The sequence below is a fragment of the Aquicoccus sp. genome (assembly GCF_041686535.1).
GTDB lineage: Bacteria > Pseudomonadota > Alphaproteobacteria > Rhodobacterales > Rhodobacteraceae > Aquicoccus.
Map to the genome: position 1 here is coordinate 35,703 of NZ_JAWLDS010000003.1, position 24,440 is coordinate 60,142.

Sequence of the window (24,440 nt, forward strand, 5' to 3'; positions counted from 1 at the left end):
GATGGCCGAAGACGAGGCATCATGCGCGCCGCAGGCGCACGATCCGGTCACTCGGCTTTCTGGATCTCCACCGCATGCGGATAGGGAATGGTAATGCCCTTGGCATCAAAGGCTTCCTTGATCGCCTGCGTGAGATGGAACTTGAGATCCCAGAAATCCCCGGCCGCACACCACACCCGCAAGGTGAGATCGACCGAGCTGTCGCCCAGGTTGGTGACACGCACCCACGGCGCCGGATCGGGATGAACGCGCGCATCCGCCGCGACCTGTTCGAGGATCACCGCCTTGGCCGCCTCGGCATCATCGCCATAGTCGATCCCGAACACCATGTCGACGCGCCTTGTCGCGTGATGCGAGAAGTTGCGAATGATCGACCCCCAGGCCTGGCCGTTGGGCATGATGATCTGCACGTTGTCGGGCGTTGTCATCTCGGTGATGAAAAGGTTGATATCCGTCACCGTCCCCGCCGTGCCGCCGATATCGACATACTGACCCAGTTTGTAGGGCCGGAACAGGATGATCATGAAGCCCGCCGCCAGATCGCTCAGCGTGCCCTGAAGCGCCAGGCCAATGGCCAGCGTCGCGGCGCCCAGAACAGCCACCAGCGATGTCGCCTGAATGCCGAACAGCCCCAGAACCGCAATCAGCACCATCAAGAGGATCACCCATTTGATGACGCTGGACACGAAATTGCCCAGCGTGTCGTCGATCCGCGGATTGGCATTCACCTTCCGCCGGACCGTGCCCGACACCATCCCGGCCACCATCCAGCCAATCACCAGAACGATCAGCGCCTTGATCGCCGCAATCACCATCGGCCCCCAGCTTCCTGCCATTCCCATCATTTGATCCATCTGTCCTGTCTCCTTGTGACCCGGCGCGCCATCACGCCACGTTGATTTTACCCGGCCCCTTCGCACAGGAAGAAAACGACCGAACCCGTTACCCGCAGCATTGCATCGAACCCATGATGAATAAACATGATTTCGGGTCTGTTTTCACGGGTGTTTCCGGTTACTTTCCCCCGAACATGTCAGGAGATCCCCATGTCCATGATCACCGACCACCCGATCAACACCCGCTGGACCGCCGCCAATCCCGACATCCTGCAACTCTATTCCTTTCCCACGCCGAACGGGATCAAGGTCTCGGCCATGCTCGAAGAGACCGGCCTGCCCTATGAATGGCACCGGGTCACGCTTTCGGATGCGGATGTGAAAAGCCCCGAATTCCTGTCGCTCAATCCCAATGGCAAGATCCCCGCGATCATCGACCCGGATGGCCCGGGCGGTCAGCCGCTCGAACTTTTCGAATCCGGGGCGATCCTCGTCTATCTGGCCGAGAAAACCGGCAAGTTTCTCTCCCCCGACCCTGCCGCACGCTATCAGACCCTGCAATGGGTCATGTTCCAGATGGGCGGGATCGGCCCTATCTTCGGACAGCTGGGCTATTTCTTCGCCTTTGGCGGTGCCGATATCGACGACAGGCGCCCGGTCGAACGCTATCTCAAAGAAACCATGCGCCTGCTCGATGTGCTCGAAACGCGACTGGCAGGTCGTGAGTGGCTGATGGACGACTATTCCATCGCCGATATCTGCAACGCGCCATGGCTTCGCGCGCTGGATTTCTATGGCGCCAAGGCAGAGGTGAAATTGGACAGCCGGCCCAATGTCGTGGCCTGGTTCGACCGCTTCATGGATCGCCCGGCGATCAGGCGTGCCATCAACATCCCCCCGCGCGAGGTCTGAGACAGGTTTCCACGAACCACGCCGCTGACACGAATAATTGAGATGCCGGTGATCGCCCGGCGCTGCTACACTGGTGTCCATGACCCGCCCTCGCGCCCTCCCCGCCGCCCTTGCCATTGCCCTGCTCTTGCCTGCCTCAGCGCGGCCCGAGGCTCCGGAAATCCTCGCTGTCGAAGCGATACGCACAGGCATGGACTGGCGAATCGACGTGACGCTGGAACATCCCGATGCAGGCTGGGATCACTTTGCCGACGCCTGGGAGGTGCTCGACGATGCAGGCAACCGGCTGGGATTCCGCGAACTCGCGCATCCGCATGTCGAGGAACAGCCCTTTACCCGCTCGCTCTATAACGTGATGCTGCCCGACGGGTTGCGCCGCATCCAGATCCGCGCCCGTTGTTCCGAGGATGGCTGGGGCGAAGAGGTATTCACCTTCGATCTCGAACCCTGAGCGCCGAGAGGCGCGACCCATCTTAAGGAATGCCATTTGAAAGAATACCATTCGGCGCAGATCAGGCTATTCTGGCGAAGATAACAGCATGTTGCAGTGAGTGGCGGATGTCTTTCGAGGAGATTGTCGAATTCCTGTCTGCCCCGGACATCCATGGGCCGGGCGTCGAGGTGGAAACTGTGCGGACCCATACCGCGATCGTGTTCCTGGCCGGTGATACGGCGTACAAGGTGAAGCGCCCCATCACCTATGACTATCTCGATTTCTCGACGCTGGAGAAGCGTGAGGCGATACTGCGGCGCGAGCTTGAATTGAACAAGCCCGCGGCACCGCAGATCTATCTTGGTCTTTTGCCGGTCACACGGCAATCCGATGGGAGCCTGAAACTGGACGGCGACGGCGAGGTCGTCGAATGGTGCCTGCACATGCGGCGATTTCCGGCCGAGGCGGAACTGACGGCGCTGGCCGCGCGCCATGCGATCAGCCGGTCGCTGGGGGAAGAGATCGGACACAGCATCGCCGACTATCACGCGCGGGCCGAGATCGCATCCGCGGACGGCCTCGAACTTGTGACAGAAATCGCGAGCGAGCTGGACAATGCCTTCGCGGGCATGGCGGACGTATTCGGCCCGGCCCGTATCGAGGCGTTCCATAGCAGTGTCGCGGCGCAAATCGGGGCCAACGCGGCGCTTCTGACCGGCCGGGGCCGGGCCGGGCATGTCCGGAGAGGGCATGGCGATCTGCATCTGGGCAACATGGTGCTGCTCGACGGCCGGCCGGTGCCATTCGACGCCCTGGAATTCAACGAGCGTCTGGGCACGCTCGACGTGCTCTATGATCTGGCATTCATCATCATGGACCTGTTGCATCGCGGGCTGTCGGGGGCCGCGAATGCCGTGCTGAATGCCTATCTCAACCGGGCGCGCCAGCCCGATCATCTTGATGGCCTGGTGTTGCTCCCATTGTTCCTGGGGCTCCGAGCGGGCATTCGGGCGATGGTCAAGGTGCAGGCGGCGCAACTTAAGGAGGGAGGGTCCGACGCTGATGTCGAAGCGGCGAAGGCCTATCTCGATCATGCGCTCGGTTACCTGGCGCCACCTGCACCCCGGCTGGTGGCGATCGGCGGGTTTTCGGGAACCGGCAAGACCTCCCTCGCCCGGCAACTGGCGCCTCTGATTGCCCCGGCACCCGGTGCGATCCATTTGCGCAGCGATCTGGAGCGCAAGGCGATGTTCGGGGTGGATCCGCTGTCGCGCCTTCCACAAAGCGCCTATTCCGCCGCTGCCGGCAAGCGCGTTTACAGTCGCTTGCTGGACCAGGCCGTTCGCGTCCTGGAGGCCGGGCATTCCGTCATTACCGATGCGGTCTTTGCACGCTCCGAGGAGCGCCAGGGCCTGGCCGAACTGGCGCAGCGCCAAGGTGTAAAGCTCACCGGGCTGTGGCTGCATGCGGATCTTGCAACGCTGATGTCGCGGGTCTCGTCACGCCAGGGCGATGCCTCGGACGCCGATGAAACGGTGGTGCGCAAGCAGGTTGAAACCGGGAAGGTGGCGGCAGATTGGGTGCAGATCGAGGCCGGCGCGGAAAGACAAGCAGTCGCGCAGAGGGCACGCGCCGCATTGCGGATCTGACCGGCGTGCAGGCACCCGGTCATCCTCGGTTCCCTCCAACATTCCGGTCAAGGCATCCGGCCTTTACCTGTTCCGGCTCGGACCCTTCCCCGGCGAAACGCCTGCGCGCCTATGCCCCTTGGGGCATGATCGCGCGTTTGAGCGCCTCGACATCGACACCGGCCAAGCAGGCCAGGGATCGGGGATCGAGAACCCGGATATCCATGTGATCGCGCATTTCGAGGATTCCATTGCGGGCCATGCGCCGCAGGGTTCGGCATACATGGACCGATGACAACCCGACATAGTCGCCGAGCTGCTGCTGTGTCAGGGGAATATGGAATTCGCAATTCCTGCCGTCGCTGTCCGGAGATATCCGGATGCAGAATTCGACAAGCGCATAGGCAAGGCGCATCTCGGCCGCACCCCTGCCAAGGCGCAACATCCGCTCGGCGCGGCGCGCGTGCATCGCCGATTCCATGCGATGCGCCAGGTGGTGCAGTGCGGGCTGCTCGCCGGTCATGGCTTCCCAGCTGCGATAGGGCATGGCCGCCAGCGCACCATCGGTCAGCGCCTCGACGGTCACCGACGCGGTCACGCCATCGGCCCCGGATGGATCGACGATATCGCCGGGCAGAGCAAAGTCGATGATCTGGTTCTGCCCTCCCTCAAGCGCCTTGGACAGCGCCAGCCACCCTGCGCGCACATAATAGACAGCCCGGCACTCGTCGCCTTCGATCAACAGCGTGCATCTGTTCGGCAAACGGAGGACATGCTGGCTGAAAAGGCTCTCAAGGCCGGATGAAAAGCCATCGAGAGCGGTTCCGGGAAACACCCACGCGGTATCGCGCGTACCTTCTTGATATTGATTTTCAGCAAACACCACAGCATCGCCTCCGGGGCCAATTCATTCTTGCAGGAAAAGCCAATCCCACGACCCTGGAAGCGCGGACAGGGCAAGGACGATCCCGCTTTCTATATGAAATTCATTATACCGATAACGGCCTTCCAGGTCTTGATTTTCGACACATCAGGGATCCCCCCTGCCGACCGGAAGATTTCGGCATGGCAACCGCTACTAGAAGCGTTTGGATTCAGCACATTGGCGCATGATCTTGCCAGCCGGCGAAACGAGCGGACCAGCGCCGATCAGCACGGGCCGCCAACTCGCGACTTGATGTTCTTTACGCAAGTTAATGCGGATGGCGAGGCTGATGTCAAAATCGGGTTCTCGGAGAATCGATTCGATTTACATCTCAGGAGCAATGAAATGGCACCCCGAAAGCCCGACGCGCCACCGGTCACCAGTTTCTTCTCGCAATCCCAGAATATGCTCGGGATGATCCCACTGATCGCACCACAAGCCGAGCGTTTCTGGCAAGCGCAGAAAGACATCCTTGGCGAGTCCGAAACCTTTTCAAGGCATTGGTTTGAAAGACGCCACACAGCAACGCGCACGGCTCTGGAGACGGCAAAGGATATTTCGGCGAACGGATCCTCGGACCCGGTGCACGCCATGAGGTCGGTCGCCGAATGGCAGAAACAGTCGATGGAGCGCATCGCCGAGGATACCCGGGAGTGGTTCGATTTCTGTGCCCGTTGCGCCGGCCGCTTCGGCCGGGCGGAATTGGAAGCCGGCGAAGACAGCCTCGAAGAGATCGCGAAATCGGCAAAACCGACCAAGAGAGAGAAGGATGACGTTCCGGTCTGAACGCTGCGGCAGGGACACATATGTGACATGCGTGCCCCTATCGGTCGGCAGTCATCCGCCAGCCGGCTGATCCTCCAGCAGGAAACTGATCTTCGCGCTCACGCGATAGCTGACGATCCTGTTGTTCTCAACCGACGCGTTCATTTCATTGATATAGATGGATTTGATGTTGCGCACCGACTCCGACGCCTTGGTGACGGCGGTCTGGGCCGCGTCTTCGAAGCTTTTCTCCGATTCCGCGAGCACTTCAACAACCTTGAGCATGGACATTGATCATCTCCCTTCGCTGCAGGGGCGTCACGCCCCTTCCGCAGGAGACCAGCGACCGGGTCTCATCCACGCTTCAACCTCGGGCAAGGGTGAGGACCTGATTGCCCGGAACGAAACGGCGAAAACGCAGGGCGCTATCGCGGGCCATGCCCTTCCCGCCGCTGACCCAGTTCGCGGGCTTCGTCCATCAGCCGGATGACTTCGTCATCGGTTGTCTGATCGAAATCGGCATAATGTGCACCGACCCCGAAGAACGGTTGCGGTGTGAGAAGGCAAACGACCTCGTCGACCTCCTCCCGCAGTTCGGCAAGGGTGTCGGGCGCGGCAACCGGAACGGCAAGCACCAGCCTGGCCGGGCCGCGCTGTCGCAACGCCTTGAGCGAGGCGCGCATCGTTGCCCCGGTGGCGATCCCGTCATCGGCAACGATCACCGTGCGCCCTTTCATCGGCACCGGCTTGCGGTCTCGCAGGTAGATCCCTCTCCGGCGGGCGATCTCGTCGAGCTGCTCCCGCGCCATGCGTTCAATGTCATCGCGCGTCAGTCCGACATGCGCGGCGATACTCTCGTTGACGACGAACCGTGGATCATCGCCGTTCACCACCGCGGCGACTGCCAGCTCGGGTTGTCCCGGCACACCGATCTTGCGCACCATCACAAGATCCATCGGCGCATCGAGACCGCGCGCGATCTCGATCCCCACGGGGACGCCACCACGGGGCAAGGCGACGACGACAGGATCGTGATATGCATTGCTCGCAAGCTCTTCTGCGAGGGCCTTTCCGGCCTCGCTCCGGTTGGGGAAACTGGTCATGGTCTCCTCCTCATGCCCTGTGCGCTGGCACTCCGCGAGGGTCGGCGCCGAGCGGATGGCTCCACGATCACCCCGGTTTCCTTGCGAGCCAACGCGCCCGGAATGTCCGGGCGCGTTGGCAGTCAGTCGTCTGAGTCTTCTGCCATGCGGGCGTCCTCACGCAACTCGAACCACATCGCGTTCAGGATGGCAAAGAGCGCCGCGAGGGGAAGGCCCAGAAGCCAGGCGAAATACCACATGTGTCTTTCCTTTCAGTAGGCATTCTTGTTGCTGGAGAGTTCATCCTCACCCACCTTGCCCCACAACACCTTGTAGACCCAGGCGGTGTAGATCATGATGAGCGGCATGAAAATCGCGGTGCTGACCAGCATCACGAAGAGCGTCAGATGCGAGGATGACGCATCCCAGACCGTCAGCGACGAACGCGGATCGATCGACGACGGCAGGATGAAGGGAAACATCGTCAGCCCGACCGACGAGATCACCCCGGTGATACCCAGCTTCGACCACAGGAGCGCCGAAACCTCGCCGCCGCGGGCCAATCCGCGCACGGCCAGCCCAATGCCGACGAAACCCATGATCGGTGCGATGGCGATCCAGGGGCGTTCGGAATAGGCGGCCAGCCATGAACCGCCACGCGAAACTTCGCTCAGGAGCGGGTTCGACGGACCATCTGTGTCGATCGGGCCGACAAGGGCGAAACCGTCGATGCCAAAGGCCAGCCACAGCCCGGCCAGCGCATAGCCCCCCATCGCCACCAGTCCGGCGGTGACACCGAAGCGGCGGGCACGATCGACAACCACGGGCGCATCGGCCTTGACCGTCAGCCAGGCCGCGCCATGCGCGATCAGCATCGCCAGCGACACCGCCCCCGCCAAGAGTGCGAACGGGTGCAGAAGCTGGAAGAAGCTGCCCTCGTAGAGCGAGAACAGGTTGTCGGTCAGGCGAAACGGCACGCCCAGAAGCACATTGCCCACCGCGACACCGAACAGAAGCGCCGGCACCGCACCGCCAACGAACAACGCCCAGTCCCAGCCATTGCGCCAGGCGAAACTTTCGCGCTTGGAGCGGTACTTGAACCCCACGGGCCGAAGGATCAGCGCCGCCAGGATCAGGAACATCGCCATGTAGAAGCCCGAGAAGCTGACCGCGTAAAGCGGTGGCCATGCAGCGAATATCGCCCCGCCGCCGAGAATGAACCAGACCTGGTTGCCTTCCCATACCGGGCCGACGGTGTTGATCACCACGCGCCGCTCTCCGTCGGTTCGCGCGACAAAGGGCAGGAGCGTGCCCACCCCGAGGTCGAAACCATCGGTCAAGGCGAAACCGATCAGAAGCACGCCGAGAAGCAGCCACCAGATCACACGCAGAAGTTCAAAGTCGATCAGTTCATGCAAGATCATGTCGTTTACTCCGCAGGTGAGGCAAAGGGCCCCTTGCCGTCATGAGTGCGCAACCGATGTTCGTGCCGCGCCATCCAGGTTTCGGTTTCTTCCACATCCTGTTCGGGGCCCTTGCGGATGTATTTCAGCAACAGCGCCATCTCGACGACGAAAAGGATGGTGTAGAAGATGATGAATCCCGCCAGCGTCAGTGCGACCGAGCTGATCGACAGGTGACTGACCGACATGGCCGTGGGCAGGATGCCATCCACCGTCCAGGGCTGGCGACCGTATTCGGCCACGAACCAGCCCATCTCGGCCGCGATCCAGGGCGTGGGAATGATCGCCACAGCAGCGCGCAACGTCCAGCGCGGATAACGCCCGCCCATGAAGTTGGTCGCGACGAAGAAATAGGCCATCACCCCGATGAACGCAAAGCCGAGGCCCACCATGATCCGGAATGCCCAGAACAACGGCGAAACCATGGGCACCGTGTCGTTTGCGGCCTGAAGGATCTGCTCCTCGCTTGCCTCTCGCGGATCGTCCAGATAGCGCAAGAGCAGGAAGGCATAGCCAAGGTCGTTCCCGTGCTCCTCGAACCTGTCCAGCACCTCCTGCGGGGTATCCTCTCGCTCGGCACGGATCGTCATGAGCGCATCATAGGCAATGACGCCCGAGCGCACCCGCTCCTCGGATTCGATCACCAGATCGTTGATCCCCGGGATCTCGGTGGTCAGTGAGCGGGTGGCGATCAACCCCATGACATGGGGCACATGAAGCGCATAATGGGTCTCGCGCTCGGACTGATCGGGCAGGCCGAACACGGTGAACGAGGCCGGTGCCGGCTCGGTCTCCCACATGCCTTCCATCGCGGCCAGTTTCATGCGCTGGGTATGCGTGGCGCTGTAACCCGACTCGTCGCCCAGAACCACCACCGACAGCGCCGCCGCCAGACCAAAGCTGGAGGCAACGGCGATCGAGCGGCGCGCCAGTTGCACATGCCGGTCCTTGAGAAGGAACCACGCCGAGACGCCCAGCACGAAAATTGCCGCGGTCACATAGCCGGCCGAAACCGTGTGCACGAACTTGGCCTGTGCCACTTCGTTGAACATGACCTCGAAGAAGCTGGTCATCTCCATACGCATGGTCATCGGATTGAACTCTGCGCCGACCGGGTTCTGCATCCAGCCATTCGCAATGAGAATCCACAGCGCCGAGAAGTTGGAGCCAATCGCCACCAGCCAGCCGACGATCATGTGCGCGACCTTCGACAGCTTGTCCCAGCCAAAGAACCACAGCCCGACGAATGTCGCCTCCAGGAAAAAGGCCATCAGCCCCTCGATGGCGAGCGGCGCCCCAAAGATGTCGCCCACGTAATGGCTGTAATAGCTCCAGTTCATGCCGAACTGAAACTCCATGGTGATGCCGGTCGCCACGCCCAGGACAAAGTTGATCCCGAAGAGCGTGCCCCAGAACTTGGTCATCTGCCGCCAGATCGGGCGGCCGGTCATCACGTAAACAGTCTCCATGATCGCGATCAGGACCGACAGGCCCAGCGTCAAGGGGACAAAGAGAAAGTGGTACATTGCCGTCAGCGCGAACTGCAGGCGCGACAGCTCTACGATCCCGAATTCCATGGAACCCTCCTTGAACAGTCCAGATCCGAATCGGACCCGTTGATGTCGACCACCATCAGCCGATTACATTCTGTTACCTTGATGTGAATCAAATATATGTTTCTCTCTTGCATCTTTCATGCCATTGCGGCGATGCGCCACGCAGCCTTGGCCGGTGGCAGGCGATGGGTTGCAATCAGAATGGAAGCCCGCGGCGCAAAGTCACGCAGTCCCGTCATCACGCGATCGGCGGTGGCGTCATCCAGCCCCTCTGTCGGTTCATCGAGCAGCAGCAGCCGGGGACGGCGCAGCAACAGCCGCGCCAACGCCAGGCGACGCGCCTCGCCGCCCGACAGGCCCGCCCCGGCCTCGGCCAGGTTCGCGTCAAGCCCGCCCCGCTCAGAAATCACGCGGGCCAGTTGCACCACCTCCAGCACGGCCCAGAGATCGGCCTCGGACGCCTCCGGCGCACCGAGTCGCAGGGCCTCGGCAATCGTGCCACGCATCAATGTGCTGCGCTGTGGCAACAAGCCCACATGGTTGCGCAGAGCCTCCTCGGACCAGTCCGCCAATGGCCGACCGGCCAGCCGGATCGTGCCGCTTTCCGGTGCGATCAGACCTGCGGCAAGGTGCAGCACCGTGCTCTTGCCCGATCCGCTGCGCCCCATCAGCGCCACCGCCTCGCCCGGCTGCACGCGCAGCGTGAAGCCATCGACCACCGGGGCTGCGGCACCGGGATAGCGATAACGCAGGTCGGCAATCTCCAGCGCGGGGGCCATGGGGTCCGGCCGCACGGCACGGGCATGGCCCCGTGGTTCCGGCGTGTCCCCGAGCAGGTGATCGACGCGCGCGGCGGCATCGAGCATCGCGCCCAGTTCCGTCAAACCGCGGCGCAACGGCGCCAGGGTTTCCGCCACCGCCAGCATGACAAAGAAACCGAGCGCCGCTTGCGGCGCCGATATCAGGCCCTCTCGGGCCGACATGACACCGAGAAACAGCGCGATCGTGGTCGCGATCGTGGTCGTTGCGCCCAGCCTGCCGTTGGCGCGGTGTTCCACCGCATCGCTCGCCGCGCGCGCAGCGTCGAGGCGGGCCGAGGCTGCCAGCGTGCTGGCGCGCGCGCCGGCCAGCCGGCCCATCACTGCCAGATCCGCCTTGGCACGCAAAAGGTCGATCATGCGGATACGCAACGCTTGCACCGCCCTCCCTGCCCGGCGCGAGGGTTTGCGCGCACGCATCGTCACCCAGATCAGTGCCAGCACACCGCCCAAGGTGAAACTGCCGACACTGGCGATCGCCAGAAGCGGTGTCGTCAGCAATGACATGACCACCAGCGCCAGACCCAGCGTTACCCCGGCCGCCACCGCCGGTATCGCCAGCCGCAGCATCGCGCCGTCCAGCGCATCGACATCCGCGCCCAGACGGTTGAGCATTTCCGAACCGCGCAATCGTCCCAGTCGTTCCCAGCCCTGCGCGGCAAGCGCCTGCATCAGCCGGACGCGCAGTGCCGCCAGGGCACGCAAGGTGGCATCGTGGTTCAACAGGCGCTCCCCATACCGCGCCGCGGTGCGCCCGATGGCCAGGAACCGCACCCCGGCGCTCGGGCGGAAAATGTCGAAGGTCGTCCCGAGTCCCAGAAGGCCCGCCAGCCCCGCGGCGGTGATGAACCAGCCCGACAAGCCCAGAAGCGCCAGCCCCATCACCAGAACGGTGATCGAGAGCGCCACGCCACGCAGCAAGGCCACCTGTTCGGCCCGCCAGATCAGCATCAGGATTTTCCACAAGTGACGCATCAGCCCGCCTCCTCTCCGAACGGGGGAAGTTCGAGACGATGAGTCATGCGATTGGCCAGCCGCATGTCATGCGTGGCGATAATCAAGGTGACGCCCTGCTGCGACAGCGCAAGCAACTGTTGGGTGACCTCCTGCGCGGTCTCGGGGTCCAGATCGGCGGTCGGCTCATCCGCGATCAGCACATCCGGCGCGGCATGGATGGCGCGCGCCAGCATCAACCGCCGCGCCTCGCCGCCCGAAACGCCTGTGCCCAACTCGCCCAGCCGCGTATCCAGCCCACGCGGCAGACGTTGCACCACCGCCTGTGCATGGGCGCGGCCAAGAGCATCGGCCAGTTCTTCCGCCGTGGCGCCGGGGGCAAGGTTGTGGCGAAGGCTGCCGGACAGGAAGTGCACCCCCTGTGGCACCCACGCCAGCCGGGCGCGCCAGCCATCCGTGGTGGTGTCGTCTAGCGGGCGGCCCGCCACCTCGATCTCTCCGGCATCGGGCGCAGAGAGCCCCGCCAGCAACGACAGAAGCATTGTCTTGCCCGATCCGCTGGGCCCGGTGATGGCAAGGCTGTCGCCTGCTGCAATATCAAGGTCAGGAAAGCGCAACGGCGCGCCATGATCGACCATCAGGCCCCTCGTGCGGATTGCGGGTGCCCCGGTCAACCGGTCCGCCGCCCCGCCCGTACCCGGGAGCGGCCTGAGCGGACGCGCCTGCAACGCGCGATGCTCATCGGCCACGGCCAGGGCCGCGGCCTTGTCATGCCAGGCGGCGGCCAGTTCGCGCATCGGCTCGAAGAACGCGGGGGCCAGAAGCAGCAGGAATATGCCCTCGCCCACGGTCAGCGGATTTTGCCAATACCCGAAGTCTATCAACTCCAGCAGCGAGAACCCGACATAGACCGCCACCATGGCCACCCCCAGCGCCGCAAAGAGTTCCAGCACCGCCGAGGTCAGGAAGGCCACGCGCAAGACCGCCATCGTGGACGCGCGCAGCGCCTCGGCCCGGTCGCGGAAACCCGCCACCATGCGCTCGGTGGCGCCCAGAAGGCGGATATCGACCAACCCGCGCAACCGGTCGAGGAGCGCGCTGTTCAGCGTGCCAATCTCGGCCATCTGCCGGACGCTGGCATCGCGCGCGGCCAGCCCGACCAGTGCCTGGAACACCGGGATCAGTGGCCCCGAGATCAACAGGACCAACCCCACCGCCCATGACAGCCAGAAAGCCAGGACAAGGATGGTCAGCGGCACCACCATCACCCGAAGCATCGCCGGGCGATAGCGGGTGATGTAGGGCACCAGGTGATCGAGCTTCTCGGCCAGCAACACCGCCAGCGCCGCCGAATCAGGTCTCGCAGGATCATGCGGCGCGCGGCGGGTTTCGCGTTCGACCAGATCGTCGCGCAACCTTCTGACCCCTGCCCTTGCAAGACGTGTCAACCGGTCCGCGGCGTGGGTTTCCAGCCCCACCCGCACAAGACCGATCAACAGGAACAGCCCTGTCATGACAATCAGCCAGGGCAAACCGGGAGTGCCCTGCAACAGCGTTGCGAATATGGCCGCAACCACGGCGGATTGCCCGATCCACAACAGCGGCGGCAGCAACCACAATCCTTCCCCGCGGCGCAGCTGGGCCGCATCGCGGCCGCACATCTCGCGCAGATGATGGGCGGCGGGATCGGATTTCCCTATGTTGCGCGCGGTGTCGGTCATCGTGTTGACGCTCCATCAACCAGGGTGCCACATGCCCGACGCAAGCGCCGGGCATGTTCAAGGATTAGAGCGTACGGGTCGTGAAATACCAGTCCACCGTGTTCAAACCTTCATCAATGCGGGCATTTGCCTCGGCCACAGTCTGCGGCGGCTTGACGATCACGTCGTCGCCGGGCTGCCAGTTCTCTGGCGTCGCGACACCACACGCATCTGAAGTCTGCATCGCCTTGACCATTCGCAGGAACTCGTCGACCGAGCGGCCGTTCGTCAGGGGATAGTAGACCATCGCCCGCAGGACGCCATCCGGATCGATGATGAAAGTCGCGCGCACGGCTTGCGTGTCCGAAGCACCGGGCTGAACCATGCCGTAGGCCTGCGCCACCTTCATGTCGAGATCCGCAATGATCGGGAACGTGATGTCCACGCCAAAACGTTCCTTGATCGAGCGGACCCAGGCGATGTGCGAATAGTGGCTGTCGATCGACAGGCCAAGCAACTCGACACCGAGCGCATCGAACTCGTCCTGGCGGTTGGCAAAGGCGGTGAACTCGGTCGTGCAGACCGGCGTGAAATCGGCCGGGTGCGAAAACAGGATCAACCATTTGCCCGCGTAGTCGCTCAGCGACTTGACGCCATCGGTCGTCAGGGCGGTGAAATCCGGCGCAGGTTCATTCAGGCGCGGGAAGGTGGGGGAAGGAGTATCGGTCATCAGCTTTTTCCTTTCATGCTTGCTTGCAAGACAGACATAGAAAGTCTGGTAGACTTTTAGAAATTGATATATAAGCGATTAAATATCGAAAAAATCTATCATGAGGCCATGACCACGATTCGCCAACTCAGTTTTCTCGTCGCCATCGCCAACGAGCTGAACTTCTCGCGCGCGGCCGAGAAATGCCATGTCACCCAGCCCACGCTCAGTGCCGGGCTCAAGGAACTCGAGGCGCAGCTGGGGGTCATGCTGGTCGAGCGAACCCGCCGGTCGGTGCAACTGACAAATGCGGGCAACGAGATCACCGAACGCGCGCGCCGTGTCCTGGCCGACATCGCCGAGATCGAGGCACTGGCCGCCCAGCATGGCGATGCGTTTACCGGCACGCTACGCCTGGGCGCCATTCCGACGGTCGGCCCATACCTCGTGCCCCATGCGCTGCCACTCTTGCGCGCGCGCTATCCCGAACTGAAATTGTTCCTGCGCGAGGAATTGACCGAAACACTTGTCAGCGGCGTCGAAGAGGGGCGGCTGGATCTTGCGCTGGTTGCATTGCCCCACGATTTGGGAGCGCTCCAGGTCGAACCCCTGTTTGACGATGGCTATGCGCTCGCAACACCGCCCGATCATGCGCTGGCCGGGCGCGAGGGTCTCAAGGGCGCGGATCTTGCAGAACATTCGCTGATGCTGCTGGACCGCGGGCACTGCCTGCAGCGCCACGCCTTGTCGGCCCTGCCCGGTGGCGAATTGCACGAGGACGAAAGCTTCTCGGCCACCAGCCTGCCCACGCTCGTCTCCATGGTCGAAGAGGGGCTCGGCATCACACTGCTGCCGCGCCTCGCCATTGATGCCGGCGCGGCCGAAGGTCACGAGATCGCGCTGACCGAGATCCCCGGGATCTGCCCGCGTCAGGTCGTCCTTGCGTGGCGCAAGACATCGCCGCATGTGAAACGCTTCAGGAGTCTGGCCCGGATCCTGTGCGAAACCCGGCAGATGCTTGAGGCCCGAACGTGACCAGCGAACACAGCGACGGCAGATGGTGCTTCCAGCCGCCGTGGCGTCTCGCGCCTGACCGGGTCTGACCACCCGGGGCGGGCGCCGGCCTCTGGTTCCCGTCGCCCGGTGTGGCCCGGAGCCGGTTCAATCCGGCACGTCCTGGACCTTCATCACCGCCTGCACCGCGCGCGTCCAGGCCCCGTATCTCGTGGCGCGCGTCGCGTCGTCCATCCCCGGTGCGAACCGCCGCTCCAGCGCCCAGCCCCGGGCGAACTCCGCCATGGGCGGGTAAAGCCCGGCCCGCATCCCCGCCAGCCATGCCGCGCCCAGCGCGGTCGTCTCGACCCCCTCGGGCCGATCCACCGGCGCACCGATGATGTCGCTCAGAAACTGCATCGTCCAGTCGCTGGCGCTCATGCCGCCATCGACCCGAAGGGTCGCCACATCGCCGCGCCCGCTCTCTGCCGCCCAATCGGCCCGCATCGCCTCCAGAAGGTCACGGGTCTGGAACCCCACGCTTTCCAGCGCGGCGCGGGCAAACTCCGCCGGTCCGGTGTTGCGCGTGAGGCCAAAGATCGCGCCGCGGCATTCCGGCTCCCAATAGGGCGCACCCAGCCCGGTGAAGGCAGGGACAAGGATCACGTTCTGCCCCGGATCGGCCTTCTCGGCGAGCGGCTGCGTCTCGCTCGCCGCGCGAATGATCTTCAAGCCGTCGCGCAGCCATTGCACCACCGCCCCGGCGATGAAGATCGACCCTTCGAGCGCATAGGTCGGCTTGCCCTCCAGTTGGTAGGCGATTGTGGTCAGGAGCCGGTTCTGCGATTGCACCGGCACTTCCCCGGTGTTCAGAAGTGCGAAACACCCCGTGCCATAGGTCGATTTCATCATACCCGGCGTGAAACAGGCCTGCCCCACCGTTGCCGCTTGCTGATCGCCCGCGACACCGAGGATCGGGATTTCCCGCCCGAAGAGATCGGCCCGCGTCACCCCGAAATCATCGGCACAATCGCAGACCTGCGGCAACATCTCCATCGGGATGTCCAGAAGCGCGCAAATCTCCTCGCTCCAGCGCCCTTCGCGGATGTCGTAAAGCAGCGTGCGCGCGGCGTTTGTGGCGTCGGTCGCATGCACCCGCCCGCCGGTCAGCTTCCAGATGAGATAGCAATCCACCGTCCCGAACAAGAGCCGCCCGGCGCGGGCCTTGTCCTGTGCGCCCTCTACCGTGTCGAGCAGCCAACGCAGTTTCGTTCCCGAGAAATAGGGATCGAGCAACAGCCCGGTGCGCGCGGCGATCATCGCCTCGTGCCCCGCCTCCTTCAACGCGCGGCACATGTCGGCAGTGCGCCGGTCCTGCCAGACGATGGCGTTGTGAATGGGCGCACCGGTGTCGCGATCCCAGACCAGCGTGGTCTCGCGCTGGTTGGTGATGCCGATGGCGGCAATGTCGCCCGCGCCGATTCCCGCCCGCTCGATCGCCGCGCGGCAGGTGCCCGCCACCGTGGCCCAGATATCCGCCGGGTCATGTTCGACCAAGCCCGAGGCGGGGAAATGCTGGGTGAATTCCTCCTGCGCGACCGCCGCCACCTGCATATCCGCATCAAAGACAATCGCCCGGCTCGACGTCGTGCCCTGATCAATCGCCAGGATATGACTCATCGCTCCCCCTCCACGCGCATCCACGCATCCAACGCCGCGATCTCCTCGGCACTCATCCGCAGACCGCGCTTCGACCGGCGCCAGGCAACGTCCTCGGCCCTCCGGGCGAATTCATGGCGCATCAGCCACCGCAGCTCCCGCGCGCTCAAGCCCGCGCCGAAATCACGACCCAAATCCGCACGCATCGCCGCATCGCCCAGCATCTGCCACGCCTCGGTGCCATAGGCCCGCACCATCCGCCGCGCCTCGCCCCCTTCCAGAAAGGGATACTCCCGCATCAGCCGCGCGATCAAGTCCTCGACCCCGTCCACCGGGAAATCCCCGCCCGGCAGGGGCACGCCCGCCGTCCAAGGCCCGGGCAGGTCGGCAAAGACCGCACCGAGCTTTTCCATCGCGCTTTCGGCCAGCCGCCGATAGGTAGTGATCTTGCCCCCGAACACGTTCAGGAGCGGCGCCCCCGCACGGTCGAGCCGCAGCACGTAATCCCGCGTCGCCGCCGCGGCCGCTCCCGCGCCGTCGTCGTAAAGCGGCCGCACCCCGGAATAGGTCCAGACGATATCCTCGCGCGTCACCGGCCGCGCGAAATACTCCGACGCAAAGGCACAAAGGTAATCCTGTTCCTCCTCGGTGCAGACGGGCGGCACGTCGGCATCCGGGTGGTCGGCATCGGTGGTGCCGATCAGGGTGAAATCACCCTCGTAGGGAATCGCGAAAATGATCCGCCCGTCACTGCCCTGAAAGAAATAGCACTTGTCGTGATCATAGAGTTTGCGCGTGACGACATGGCTGCCCCGGACCAGCCGCACCCGCTCCGTGCTGTTGACCCCGGCCACGCCGCCGATCACGTCGCCCACCCAAGGCCCCGCCGCGTTGACCAGAACCCGCGCGCGCCGCGTCATCTCTTGCCCGGTCACGCTATCGCGCAGCGTGATCTCCCAAATATCGCCCACGCGCCGTGCCCGCTCGACCCGCACCCGGGTCAACACCTCGGCCCCCCGCGCCACCGCGTCGCGGGCATTGAGCACCACCAGCCGCGAATCCTCGACCCAGCAATCGGAATACTCGAACGCCACCTCGATCCCCGGCCTGAGGGGTTTGCCCTCGGGCGCATGCCGCAGGTCGATGCGCGTCGTGCCGGGCAATATCTCGCGCCCGCCGAGGTGGTCGTAAAGGAAAAGCCCCAGCCGGATCATCCATCCCGGCCGCCGCCCCCGCAGCCACGGCATGACGATTCCCAACAGGCGCGAGACCGGCGTGCCGCCCTCGAACCGCATCTCGGGGTGCAAGGGCAACACGAACCGCATCGGCCAACTGATATGCGGCATGGCACGCAAGAGCGTCTCGCGTTCGCGCAGCGCCTCGCGCACCAGCCGGATCTCGCCGTATTCAAGATAACGCAGGCCCCCGTGAAAAAGCTTGGTCGAAGCGGACGACGTGGCCTGCGCCAGGTCGCCCTGCTCGGCCAGCACGACCGACAGCCCGCGCCCCGCCGCATCACGTGCGATGCCACAGCCATTGATGCCGCCGCCGATCACGAAAAGATCGGACACCGGATCGGCGTTGTCGCTCATGTCCGTCATGTCCCCGTTGCCCCGTCAGCCCCCGCAAGGGGGGCGCAGGCGGGGGCGGCAGAACCCGCCCCCCCGCCAAATTCACCGTCACAGCGCCGACAGCATCACCTCGCCGCCCGAAATCTCGCAGGTGCCCGGCGACTCTTCGAGGTTCAGAACCTTGACCACCCCGTCATCGACCAGCATCGCATAGCGTTTCGACCGGCCCGCGAAGCCCACCGGCGGCGCGTCGAAATCCATGCCGATCTCCTTGGTGAAAGCACCCGAGGAATCGGCCAGCATGGTGATGCCGCCCTCTGCCGCGCCGCTCGCCTCGCCCCAGGCCTGCATCACCCAGGGGTCGTTGACACTGACACAGATCACCTCGTCCACGCCCTTTGCGCCAAGCTCGTCCTTGACACGCAGGAAACTCGGCACATGCGCCGAATGGCAGGTCGGCGTGAACGCCCCCGGCACCGCGAAAATCACCACTTTCCGGCCTTTTACCTTGCTCTCGAGCTCGACCGGCTCCGGCCCGTCGGCCCCCACTTTCATCAACGTGCCACCGGGCAGCGTATCACCCACCGAAATCGCCATGTAACTCTCCTGTCTTGCGTTGCGTTTCCGTGAGCCGAAGTTATAGGCTCCCCCGGCGGACGCAACGGGGAGAATACGGAAATGTCTCACATCGTGGTTATCGGCGCGGGTCAGGCGGGTGCCTCGTTCGTCGCCAAGCTGCGCAATTCGGGCCACTCCGGCCCCGTGACCCTCATCGGCGCCGAACCCGCCCCGCCCTACCAGCGCCCGCCGCTTTCCAAGGCGTATCTCCTGGGCGAGATGGCGGTCGAACGCCTCTACCTGCGTCCAGAGAGTTTCTATGCCGAGAATGACATCACGCTCAGGCTGGGCATCGAGGTGCAGGACATCGACCGCGAGGGCCACACCGTGACCGCCGGGGGCGACACAGTCGGCTATGACATGCTGGCGCTTTGCACCGGATCGGTGCCACGCCGCCTGCCCGACAGCATCGGTGGCGCGCTCGAGGGCGTGCACGTGGTGCGCACGCTGGCCGATGTCGATGCCATGGCCCGCGAATTTGCACCCGGTCGCCGGGTGCTGATCGTGGGCGGCGGCTATATTGGTCTCGAAGCCGCCGCCGTGGCGGCGAAAAAGGGCCTCGACGTGACGCTTGTCGAAATGGCCGACCGCATCCTGCAACGGGTGGCCGCGCCCGAGACCTCGGACTACTTTCGCGCGCTGCACGGCGCGCACGGGGTCAAGATTCTCGAAGGCGTGGGGCTCGAGACCCTCACGGGCGAAACCCGCGTCACCGGTGCGCGGCTTTCGGACGGCAGCGCGCTCGATGTCGATTTCGTGATCGTCGGCGTCGGCATCACCCCGGACACCCGACTGGCCGAGGCGGCGGGGCTCGAGATCGAGAACGGCATCAGGACCGATGCACAGGGCCGCACTTCAGATCCGCATATCTGGGCCGCGGGTGATTGCACGTCCTTTCCGTGGCACGGCAGCCGCATCCGCCTCGAATCCGTGCCGAACGCGATCGATCAGGCCGAATGCGTGGCCGAAAACATGCTGGGCGCAGGCAAGGATTACGTTGCCAAACCGTGGTTCTGGTCGGATCAATACGACATCAAGCTGCAAATCGCCGGGTTGAATGCCGGCTATGACCGCGTGTTCACCCGCAAGGGCGAGAAGGAGGGCAGCCAGTCGGTCTGGTATTTCAAGGGCGACACGCTCCTCGCTGTCGATGCGATGAACGACCCGCGCGCCTACATGATCGGCAAGCGCCTGATCGAAGGCGGCAAATCACCCGATCCCGCGGCCGTGACCGATCCCGCGACCGAGTTGAAGGCGCTGCTGTGATGGGCAACGTGCAATGGCCTCGCCCGGCTTGCGAAGCAGACCGGGCAGCGCCCGCCCTTTGTTCCGCACGATTGCCTGTCCCATGCGCATAGTCGGTGGCACCTTCAAGGGCCGGGCACTGGCCAGCGTCGGCAAGGGCGACGCGGGCGCGCATCTGCGCCCCACCACAGACCGCACCCGCGAAAGCCTGTTCAACATCCTCGCCGGCGGGCGGTTCGGCGATCCGGTGACCGGTGCGCGGGTGCTCGATCTTTTCGCCGGAACCGGCGCGCTCGGGCTTGAAGCCCTCAGCCGGGGGGCGACCCATGTCACCTTCGTCGATGACGGCGTGAAATCCCGTGCCCTCATCCGCCGCAATATCGAGATCTGCAACGCCCAGGGCGCGACCAGGCTCTTTCGTCGCGACGCGCGCAAACTGGGCGATTGCCCCGCCGCGCCGTTCACGCTGATCTTCCTCGATCCGCCCTATGGACGGGGCCTCGGCGAACGGGCTCTCGCCGCCGCGATGGCCGGCGGCTGGATCGCCCCCGGCGCCCTGATCGTGTGGGAGGAAAGCGCCCCCGTCACCCCGCCCGAGGGCCTCACGACGCTCGACGCGCGCCGCTATGGCGACACCACGATCACGCTTCTGACAGCCGACCGCACCTGACACTCCCGTCATCGTGACACGCATTCACCCCTCGCCCGTGTTACGATGACCCGAGAAAGACAGGCCCACCGACCCCGCCGGTGATACCGCCTGCGCCTGTCCCGACCGACACAGGAAAGGAGGCCCTCATGGTCCAGACCATCGGAAACCCCGCCTCTTGGGGCGCGCGCAAGGTCCGCGGCGCCGGCCATGCATTTGCCGAAATGACCCGCAGCCTCGGCAGCGATCGCGCGACCGACCTGCCCGAGGTGAACCGCATCACCCTCGACGACGTCCGCACGGCCCTGCGCCTCGGCGCGCATGATGCCGCGCGGTTTCGCTCGGATGTGGCCGCCCTGCTGCTGATCTATCCGGCGCTCGGTCTCGCGCTGGCCTTCCTGGCGTTTCAGCAATCGCTCGTCCATCTGATCTTTCCGCTGGGTGCGGGCTTTGCCCTGATCGGCCCCGTCGCGGCGATCCTTTACTACGAGCTCAGCCGACAATCCGAACTGGGGCAGGAGGTCACCTGGCCCGCCGCGCTCGGCCATCTGCGCCGCACCACGATTGCACCCGTCATCGTGCTGGGGCTCTACCTCTTCGCCATCTTCCTGGCCTGGATGGGCGCCGCCTTTGGCATCTACCTGGCCACGGTCGGCCCGATCCAGCCCGACTCGCCCCTCGCCTTCCTTCAGGCCGTGCTGACCACGCCCGCCGGCTGGGCGATGATCGTGATCGGCTGCGGCGTGGGCGCGGTGTTTGCCGCGCTCGTGCTGGTCACCGCGGCCTTCAGCTTCCCGATGCTGATCGACCGCGCCCCCGGCCTGCCCGTGGCCGTGGCCACCTCGCTGCGCGTGGCCCGCAAGAACCCGTTCACCTTGGCGGCATGGGGCCTCACCGTGGCGATCCTGCTGGCACTGGGGTCGTTGCCCTTCTTCCTCGGGTTGGTCCTGGTCCTGCCATGGCTCGGCCACGCGACATGGCATCTCTACCGCCGCGCCGTGCCCTCGGCGGGCTGACCATCAGCCTGCCCGCGCGGAGTCTTCCATCCCGCGGGTGGCCATGAGATGCAGCGTGGCCCAGCCAGCCGTCACCGCCCCGCCAAGACCCAGCGCCGCCATGCCCCAACCCGCCAGGACCAGCCCGCCAAGGGCCGAACCCAGCGCCGCACCGACATAGATCGACGCCGCGTTGAGCGCCATCAGGACCGGCGCACGCTCGGGCGCCATCCGCATCAGCCGCGCCTGCTGTGCCGCCATGAAGGACCAGCCGAAGGCGGGCCAGAGAAAAAGGAACAGGTAGACCTGCCAAAGCGGCAATGGCAGAACCGAAAAGACGGGCATCAGGATCACCTGGCTGCCGCTTACGATCAACAGCGTGCGGAACGGCCCGATCGCATCGCTCAACCGCCCGCTCATCAGGTTGCCCGCCACCGCACCCAGCCCATAGATCACCAGCGCCAGCGTCATCTCGTTGCGCCCGAAGCCCATGGTTTCGGTCAGGATCGGCGAAAAGAAGGTGTAAACGACATAGATCGCCCCGAGGAAGGACGCGGTGAACAGGATCACCGCCATCTGCCGCGCATCAACCAGCACCTGCCGCAAGTCGCGCAACGTGACGGGGCGAAACGACAGCCCCGCCGGGATCATCACCCAGACCGCCACCGCCACCGGCAACGCAAGTGCGGCCACCACCCCGAACGCCGCCCGCCAGCCCAGGAGATAGGCAAGGAAACTGCCCACCGGAACGCCCACCACCTGCGCCATCGTCAGGCCAAAGAACACCGCCGCCAGCGCCCGCCCCTGCCGCTCCGGCCCGCTCAGCCCGGCGGCCACCGCCGCGGCCACCGGCGTCACCACGCCCGCGCCCGCCGCCGCCAGAACCCGCGCACCATTCAGAACGATGTCATTGGGCGCCAGCGCCGACAAAGCCGAGGCCAGCGCAAAGGCCACCAGCCCCCCGGCGATCACCCGCCGCCGCCCGACGCCCCCGGTCAGTGATACCAGAACCGGCGAGAGCACCGCGTAACCCAGCGCATAGGAAGTCATGATCCAGCCGCCCCGCGCGGCACTCACCCCCAGATCGGCAATCATCGGACTCAGGATGCCGATCACCAGGAAAGCCCCGATGCCGATGATGAAATTCGCCGCCGACAGGATCGGGATCACCATCCCGCCCCCGGGTCTTTCCTCTGCCGCAAGCATCGCGCTCCTCCGCCCGGGGCGCACTGCCCCGCCCGGGCAGTCTGACGCAGCTTGCCCGGATTGGCCACGGCGGGGCAATGGAAGTGACGGCACGTTTCCGATGCGCGTCAGCGCGCAGCGGACAGTCCGAAAACTCAGCCCCAGGTCGGGTGAAACTTGCCCGCAGGCGACAGGGTGAAGATCTCGGCCCCCTCGGCCGTCACCCCCACCGAATGCTCGAACTGCGCCGAGAGGGACTTGTCGCGGGTCACCGCGGTCCAGTCATCGGCCAAAACCTTGGTCTCGGGGCGGCCCAGGTTGACCATCGGCTCGATGGTAAAGAACATGCCCTCCTCGAGCACCGGCCCGGTGCCAGCGCGCCCGTAATGCAGCACGTTGGGCGGCGCGTGAAACACCCGGCCCAGCCCGTGACCGCAGAAATCGCGCACCACGCTCATCCGGTGCCCTTCGACAAAGGTCTGGATCGCATGGCCGATATCGCCGAAGGTGTTGCCGGGCTTCACCGCCTCGATCCCTTTCATCAGCGCGTCATGCGTCACCTGGATCAACCGCTCGGCCTTGCGGTTGAGCTTGCCTGCCACATACATCCGGCTCGTGTCCCCGAACCAGCCATCGACGATCACGGTCACGTCGATGTTGAGAATGTCACCGTCCTTGAGAAGCTTGTCGCCCGGAATCCCGTGACAGACCACGTGGTTCACGCTGATGCAGGAGGCATGCTGATATCCCTTGTAACCGATCGTGGCCGATTTCGCGCCCGCCGCGTTCACCCGCTCCTCGATGATGCGGTCGATCTCGCCCGTGGTCTGGCCGGGGAACACGTGTTCCGCCACCTCATCGAGAATGCGCGCGGCCAGTTCGCCCGCCTTGTGCATACCCGCGAAATCCGCATTGTCATGAATGCGGATGCCTTCGCGCGTCATGCGTCCCCGGTGATTTTCGTTCACTTCGCCAGCCTTCTTGCCGAAACTCAGGATCATGGCCCCTCTTTAGAGCAGATTATGCCCAAGGACCAGAGCATGGCCCCCGGCGCGACGGCGAAAAACGGCACAGGCGGTTTTGGCGATTGCATTTCCCGCGGAATTGCGTATGAAGCGCGCCAGACATGCGCGTGATGCCCGCTCAGGCAAGACTCACCCGGACGACGCCGGGGCCCGTTCGGGCGGTTTCACGCATAAAAATTGAACCGAACCGACGAAAGGTCCCGACACATGGCCAATACGCCACAGTCCAAGAAACGCGCCCGCCAGAACGAACGCCGCTTTGCCGTCAACAAGGCCCGCCGCTCGCGCATCCGCACCTTCCTGCGCCGCGTCGAGGAAGCGATCACCTCGGGCGACAAGGAAGCGGCACAGACCGCCCTGCGCGCCGCCCAGCCCGAACTGATGCGTGGCGTGACCAAGGGCGTCTATCACAAGAACACCGCCGCGCGGAAAATGTCGCGCCTCTCTGCCCGGGTCAAGGCTCTCGGCTAAGGCGTCACGGCACAGTTTCATCCGTCCAAGGGCGCGCCTCGCGGTGCGCCCTTTTTTTCATGCGCCCCATATTTCATTGACTTCAAAGGACTTGCGAGATTCTTTCCCCGAAAAGACAGAGTCAAGCGTGAAGTTTCGTTGCCCCTGCGCTGCGCATGTTGCTAATTTCGATCCTGCGAGTCACATCGCACTTGGGGGACAAGCCATGCAGAGGGCATTTACAGCGCCGGAAAACGGGGCTGCCCGTG

The 24,440-nt window shown here is 64.5% G+C and carries 24 protein-coding genes; 9 read left to right on the forward strand and 15 right to left on the reverse strand.

What is annotated here, in order from left to right:
* Positions 1 to 47 precede the first annotated feature (47 nt).
* A complete protein-coding gene (locus tag ACESL9_RS01445; RefSeq protein ID WP_372612879.1) occupies positions 48 to 854 on the reverse strand; it encodes a mechanosensitive ion channel family protein in 807 nt (268 codons plus the stop codon).
* Between the two features lie 192 nt (positions 855 to 1,046).
* On the opposite strand from ACESL9_RS01445, the gene ACESL9_RS01450 reads away from it, so the two are divergent.
* From ACESL9_RS01450 to ACESL9_RS01460, 3 genes are all read left to right on the forward strand, one after another.
* Positions 1,047 to 1,748, forward strand: coding sequence for a glutathione S-transferase family protein (locus ACESL9_RS01450; protein ID WP_372612881.1), 702 nt, complete (start codon positions 1,047 to 1,049; stop codon positions 1,746 to 1,748).
* A gap of 79 nt (positions 1,749 to 1,827) precedes the next feature.
* Complete coding sequence (locus tag ACESL9_RS01455; RefSeq protein ID WP_372612883.1) at positions 1,828 to 2,199, forward strand: hypothetical protein; 372 nt, start codon at positions 1,828 to 1,830, stop codon at positions 2,197 to 2,199.
* Positions 2,200 to 2,306: 107 nt separating this feature from the next.
* Positions 2,307 to 3,830, forward strand: coding sequence for an AAA family ATPase (locus ACESL9_RS01460; RefSeq protein WP_372612885.1), 1,524 nt, complete (start codon positions 2,307 to 2,309; stop codon positions 3,828 to 3,830).
* A gap of 109 nt (positions 3,831 to 3,939) precedes the next feature.
* Here ACESL9_RS01460 and ACESL9_RS01465 read toward each other — a convergent pair whose 3' ends face one another.
* The gene (locus ACESL9_RS01465) at positions 3,940 to 4,695 is read right to left on the reverse strand and encodes a Crp/Fnr family transcriptional regulator (RefSeq protein WP_372674418.1); all 756 of its coding nucleotides are present in this window, start codon (positions 4,693 to 4,695) and stop codon (positions 3,940 to 3,942) included.
* On the opposite strand from ACESL9_RS01465, the gene ACESL9_RS01470 reads away from it, so the two are divergent.
* Entirely contained in the window at positions 4,669 to 5,520 is an 852-nt protein-coding gene (locus ACESL9_RS01470; protein ID WP_372612889.1) for a hypothetical protein, read from the forward strand. The two genes, ACESL9_RS01465 and ACESL9_RS01470, sit on opposite strands and share 27 nt — an antisense overlap.
* Before the next feature lie 51 nt (positions 5,521 to 5,571).
* Here the strand turns inward: ACESL9_RS01470 and ACESL9_RS01475 are convergent, their stop codons facing one another.
* The 8 genes from ACESL9_RS01475 to ACESL9_RS01510 form a co-directional block, all read right to left on the reverse strand.
* Complete coding sequence (locus tag ACESL9_RS01475; protein ID WP_372612891.1) at positions 5,572 to 5,790, reverse strand: dodecin family protein; 219 nt, start codon at positions 5,788 to 5,790, stop codon at positions 5,572 to 5,574.
* A gap of 134 nt (positions 5,791 to 5,924) precedes the next feature.
* Positions 5,925 to 6,602: a phosphoribosyltransferase gene (locus ACESL9_RS01480; protein WP_372612893.1), complete on the reverse strand. Its 678-nt coding sequence runs from the start codon at positions 6,600 to 6,602 to the stop codon at positions 5,925 to 5,927.
* Between the two features lie 122 nt (positions 6,603 to 6,724).
* Entirely contained in the window at positions 6,725 to 6,841 is a 117-nt protein-coding gene (cydX, locus tag ACESL9_RS01485) for a cytochrome bd-I oxidase subunit CydX (RefSeq protein ID WP_372612895.1), read from the reverse strand.
* 12 nt (positions 6,842 to 6,853) lie between these two features.
* The gene (gene cydB / locus ACESL9_RS01490; RefSeq protein WP_372612897.1) at positions 6,854 to 8,005 is read right to left on the reverse strand and encodes a cytochrome d ubiquinol oxidase subunit II; all 1,152 of its coding nucleotides are present in this window, start codon (positions 8,003 to 8,005) and stop codon (positions 6,854 to 6,856) included.
* Positions 8,006 to 8,010: 5 nt separating this feature from the next.
* The gene (locus ACESL9_RS01495; protein ID WP_372612899.1) at positions 8,011 to 9,621 is read right to left on the reverse strand and encodes a cytochrome ubiquinol oxidase subunit I; all 1,611 of its coding nucleotides are present in this window, start codon (positions 9,619 to 9,621) and stop codon (positions 8,011 to 8,013) included.
* Between the two features lie 116 nt (positions 9,622 to 9,737).
* On the reverse strand, positions 9,738 to 11,393 hold the full coding sequence (gene cydC, locus ACESL9_RS01500; RefSeq protein WP_372674419.1) for a thiol reductant ABC exporter subunit CydC: 1,656 nt from the start codon (positions 11,391 to 11,393) through the stop codon (positions 9,738 to 9,740).
* Positions 11,393 to 13,093 carry a thiol reductant ABC exporter subunit CydD gene (gene cydD / locus ACESL9_RS01505; RefSeq protein ID WP_372612903.1) on the reverse strand — a complete coding sequence of 567 codons (1,701 nt, stop codon included), beginning with the start codon at positions 13,091 to 13,093 and terminating at the stop codon, positions 11,393 to 11,395. The genes cydC and cydD overlap by 1 nt, the downstream gene beginning before the upstream one ends.
* A 64-nt stretch (positions 13,094 to 13,157) precedes the next feature.
* Positions 13,158 to 13,802: a peroxiredoxin gene (locus tag ACESL9_RS01510; protein WP_372612905.1), complete on the reverse strand. Its 645-nt coding sequence runs from the start codon at positions 13,800 to 13,802 to the stop codon at positions 13,158 to 13,160.
* Between the two features lie 108 nt (positions 13,803 to 13,910).
* Between ACESL9_RS01510 and ACESL9_RS01515 the strand changes: the two genes are divergently transcribed.
* Positions 13,911 to 14,816, forward strand: a complete 906-nt coding sequence (locus tag ACESL9_RS01515) for a LysR substrate-binding domain-containing protein (protein ID WP_372612907.1) — start codon at positions 13,911 to 13,913, stop codon at positions 14,814 to 14,816.
* 126 nt (positions 14,817 to 14,942) lie between these two features.
* Here the strand turns inward: ACESL9_RS01515 and glpK are convergent, their stop codons facing one another.
* The 3 genes from glpK to ACESL9_RS01530 form a co-directional block, all read right to left on the reverse strand.
* Entirely contained in the window at positions 14,943 to 16,454 is a 1,512-nt protein-coding gene (glpK, locus tag ACESL9_RS01520; RefSeq protein ID WP_372612909.1) for a glycerol kinase GlpK, read from the reverse strand.
* Positions 16,451 to 18,034 carry a glycerol-3-phosphate dehydrogenase gene (gene glpD, locus ACESL9_RS01525; protein WP_372612911.1) on the reverse strand — a complete coding sequence of 528 codons (1,584 nt, stop codon included), beginning with the start codon at positions 18,032 to 18,034 and terminating at the stop codon, positions 16,451 to 16,453. Before glpD ends, glpK begins: the two co-directional genes overlap by 4 nt.
* Before the next feature lie 78 nt (positions 18,035 to 18,112).
* Positions 18,113 to 18,601: a peroxiredoxin gene (locus ACESL9_RS01530; protein ID WP_372612913.1), complete on the reverse strand. Its 489-nt coding sequence runs from the start codon at positions 18,599 to 18,601 to the stop codon at positions 18,113 to 18,115.
* A gap of 81 nt (positions 18,602 to 18,682) precedes the next feature.
* Between ACESL9_RS01530 and ACESL9_RS01535 the strand changes: the two genes are divergently transcribed.
* From ACESL9_RS01535 to ACESL9_RS01545, 3 genes are all read left to right on the forward strand, one after another.
* The gene (locus tag ACESL9_RS01535) at positions 18,683 to 19,888 is read left to right on the forward strand and encodes an NAD(P)/FAD-dependent oxidoreductase (protein WP_372612915.1); all 1,206 of its coding nucleotides are present in this window, start codon (positions 18,683 to 18,685) and stop codon (positions 19,886 to 19,888) included.
* A gap of 82 nt (positions 19,889 to 19,970) precedes the next feature.
* The gene (gene rsmD / locus ACESL9_RS01540) at positions 19,971 to 20,537 is read left to right on the forward strand and encodes a 16S rRNA (guanine(966)-N(2))-methyltransferase RsmD (RefSeq protein ID WP_372612917.1); all 567 of its coding nucleotides are present in this window, start codon (positions 19,971 to 19,973) and stop codon (positions 20,535 to 20,537) included.
* Between the two features lie 128 nt (positions 20,538 to 20,665).
* Entirely contained in the window at positions 20,666 to 21,532 is an 867-nt protein-coding gene (locus ACESL9_RS01545; RefSeq protein ID WP_372612919.1) for a DUF2189 domain-containing protein, read from the forward strand.
* Positions 21,533 to 21,535: 3 nt separating this feature from the next.
* Here the strand turns inward: ACESL9_RS01545 and ACESL9_RS01550 are convergent, their stop codons facing one another.
* Both ACESL9_RS01550 and map read right to left on the reverse strand, forming a co-directional pair.
* Positions 21,536 to 22,717, reverse strand: coding sequence for an MFS transporter (locus ACESL9_RS01550; RefSeq protein ID WP_372674420.1), 1,182 nt, complete (start codon positions 22,715 to 22,717; stop codon positions 21,536 to 21,538).
* 134 nt (positions 22,718 to 22,851) lie between these two features.
* Positions 22,852 to 23,697 carry a type I methionyl aminopeptidase gene (gene map, locus ACESL9_RS01555; protein WP_372612923.1) on the reverse strand — a complete coding sequence of 282 codons (846 nt, stop codon included), beginning with the start codon at positions 23,695 to 23,697 and terminating at the stop codon, positions 22,852 to 22,854.
* A 231-nt stretch (positions 23,698 to 23,928) separates the two neighbouring features.
* On the opposite strand from map, the gene rpsT reads away from it, so the two are divergent.
* Positions 23,929 to 24,192, forward strand: a complete 264-nt coding sequence (rpsT, locus tag ACESL9_RS01560) for a 30S ribosomal protein S20 (protein ID WP_372612925.1) — start codon at positions 23,929 to 23,931, stop codon at positions 24,190 to 24,192.
* Positions 24,193 to 24,440: the final 248 nt, after the last annotated feature.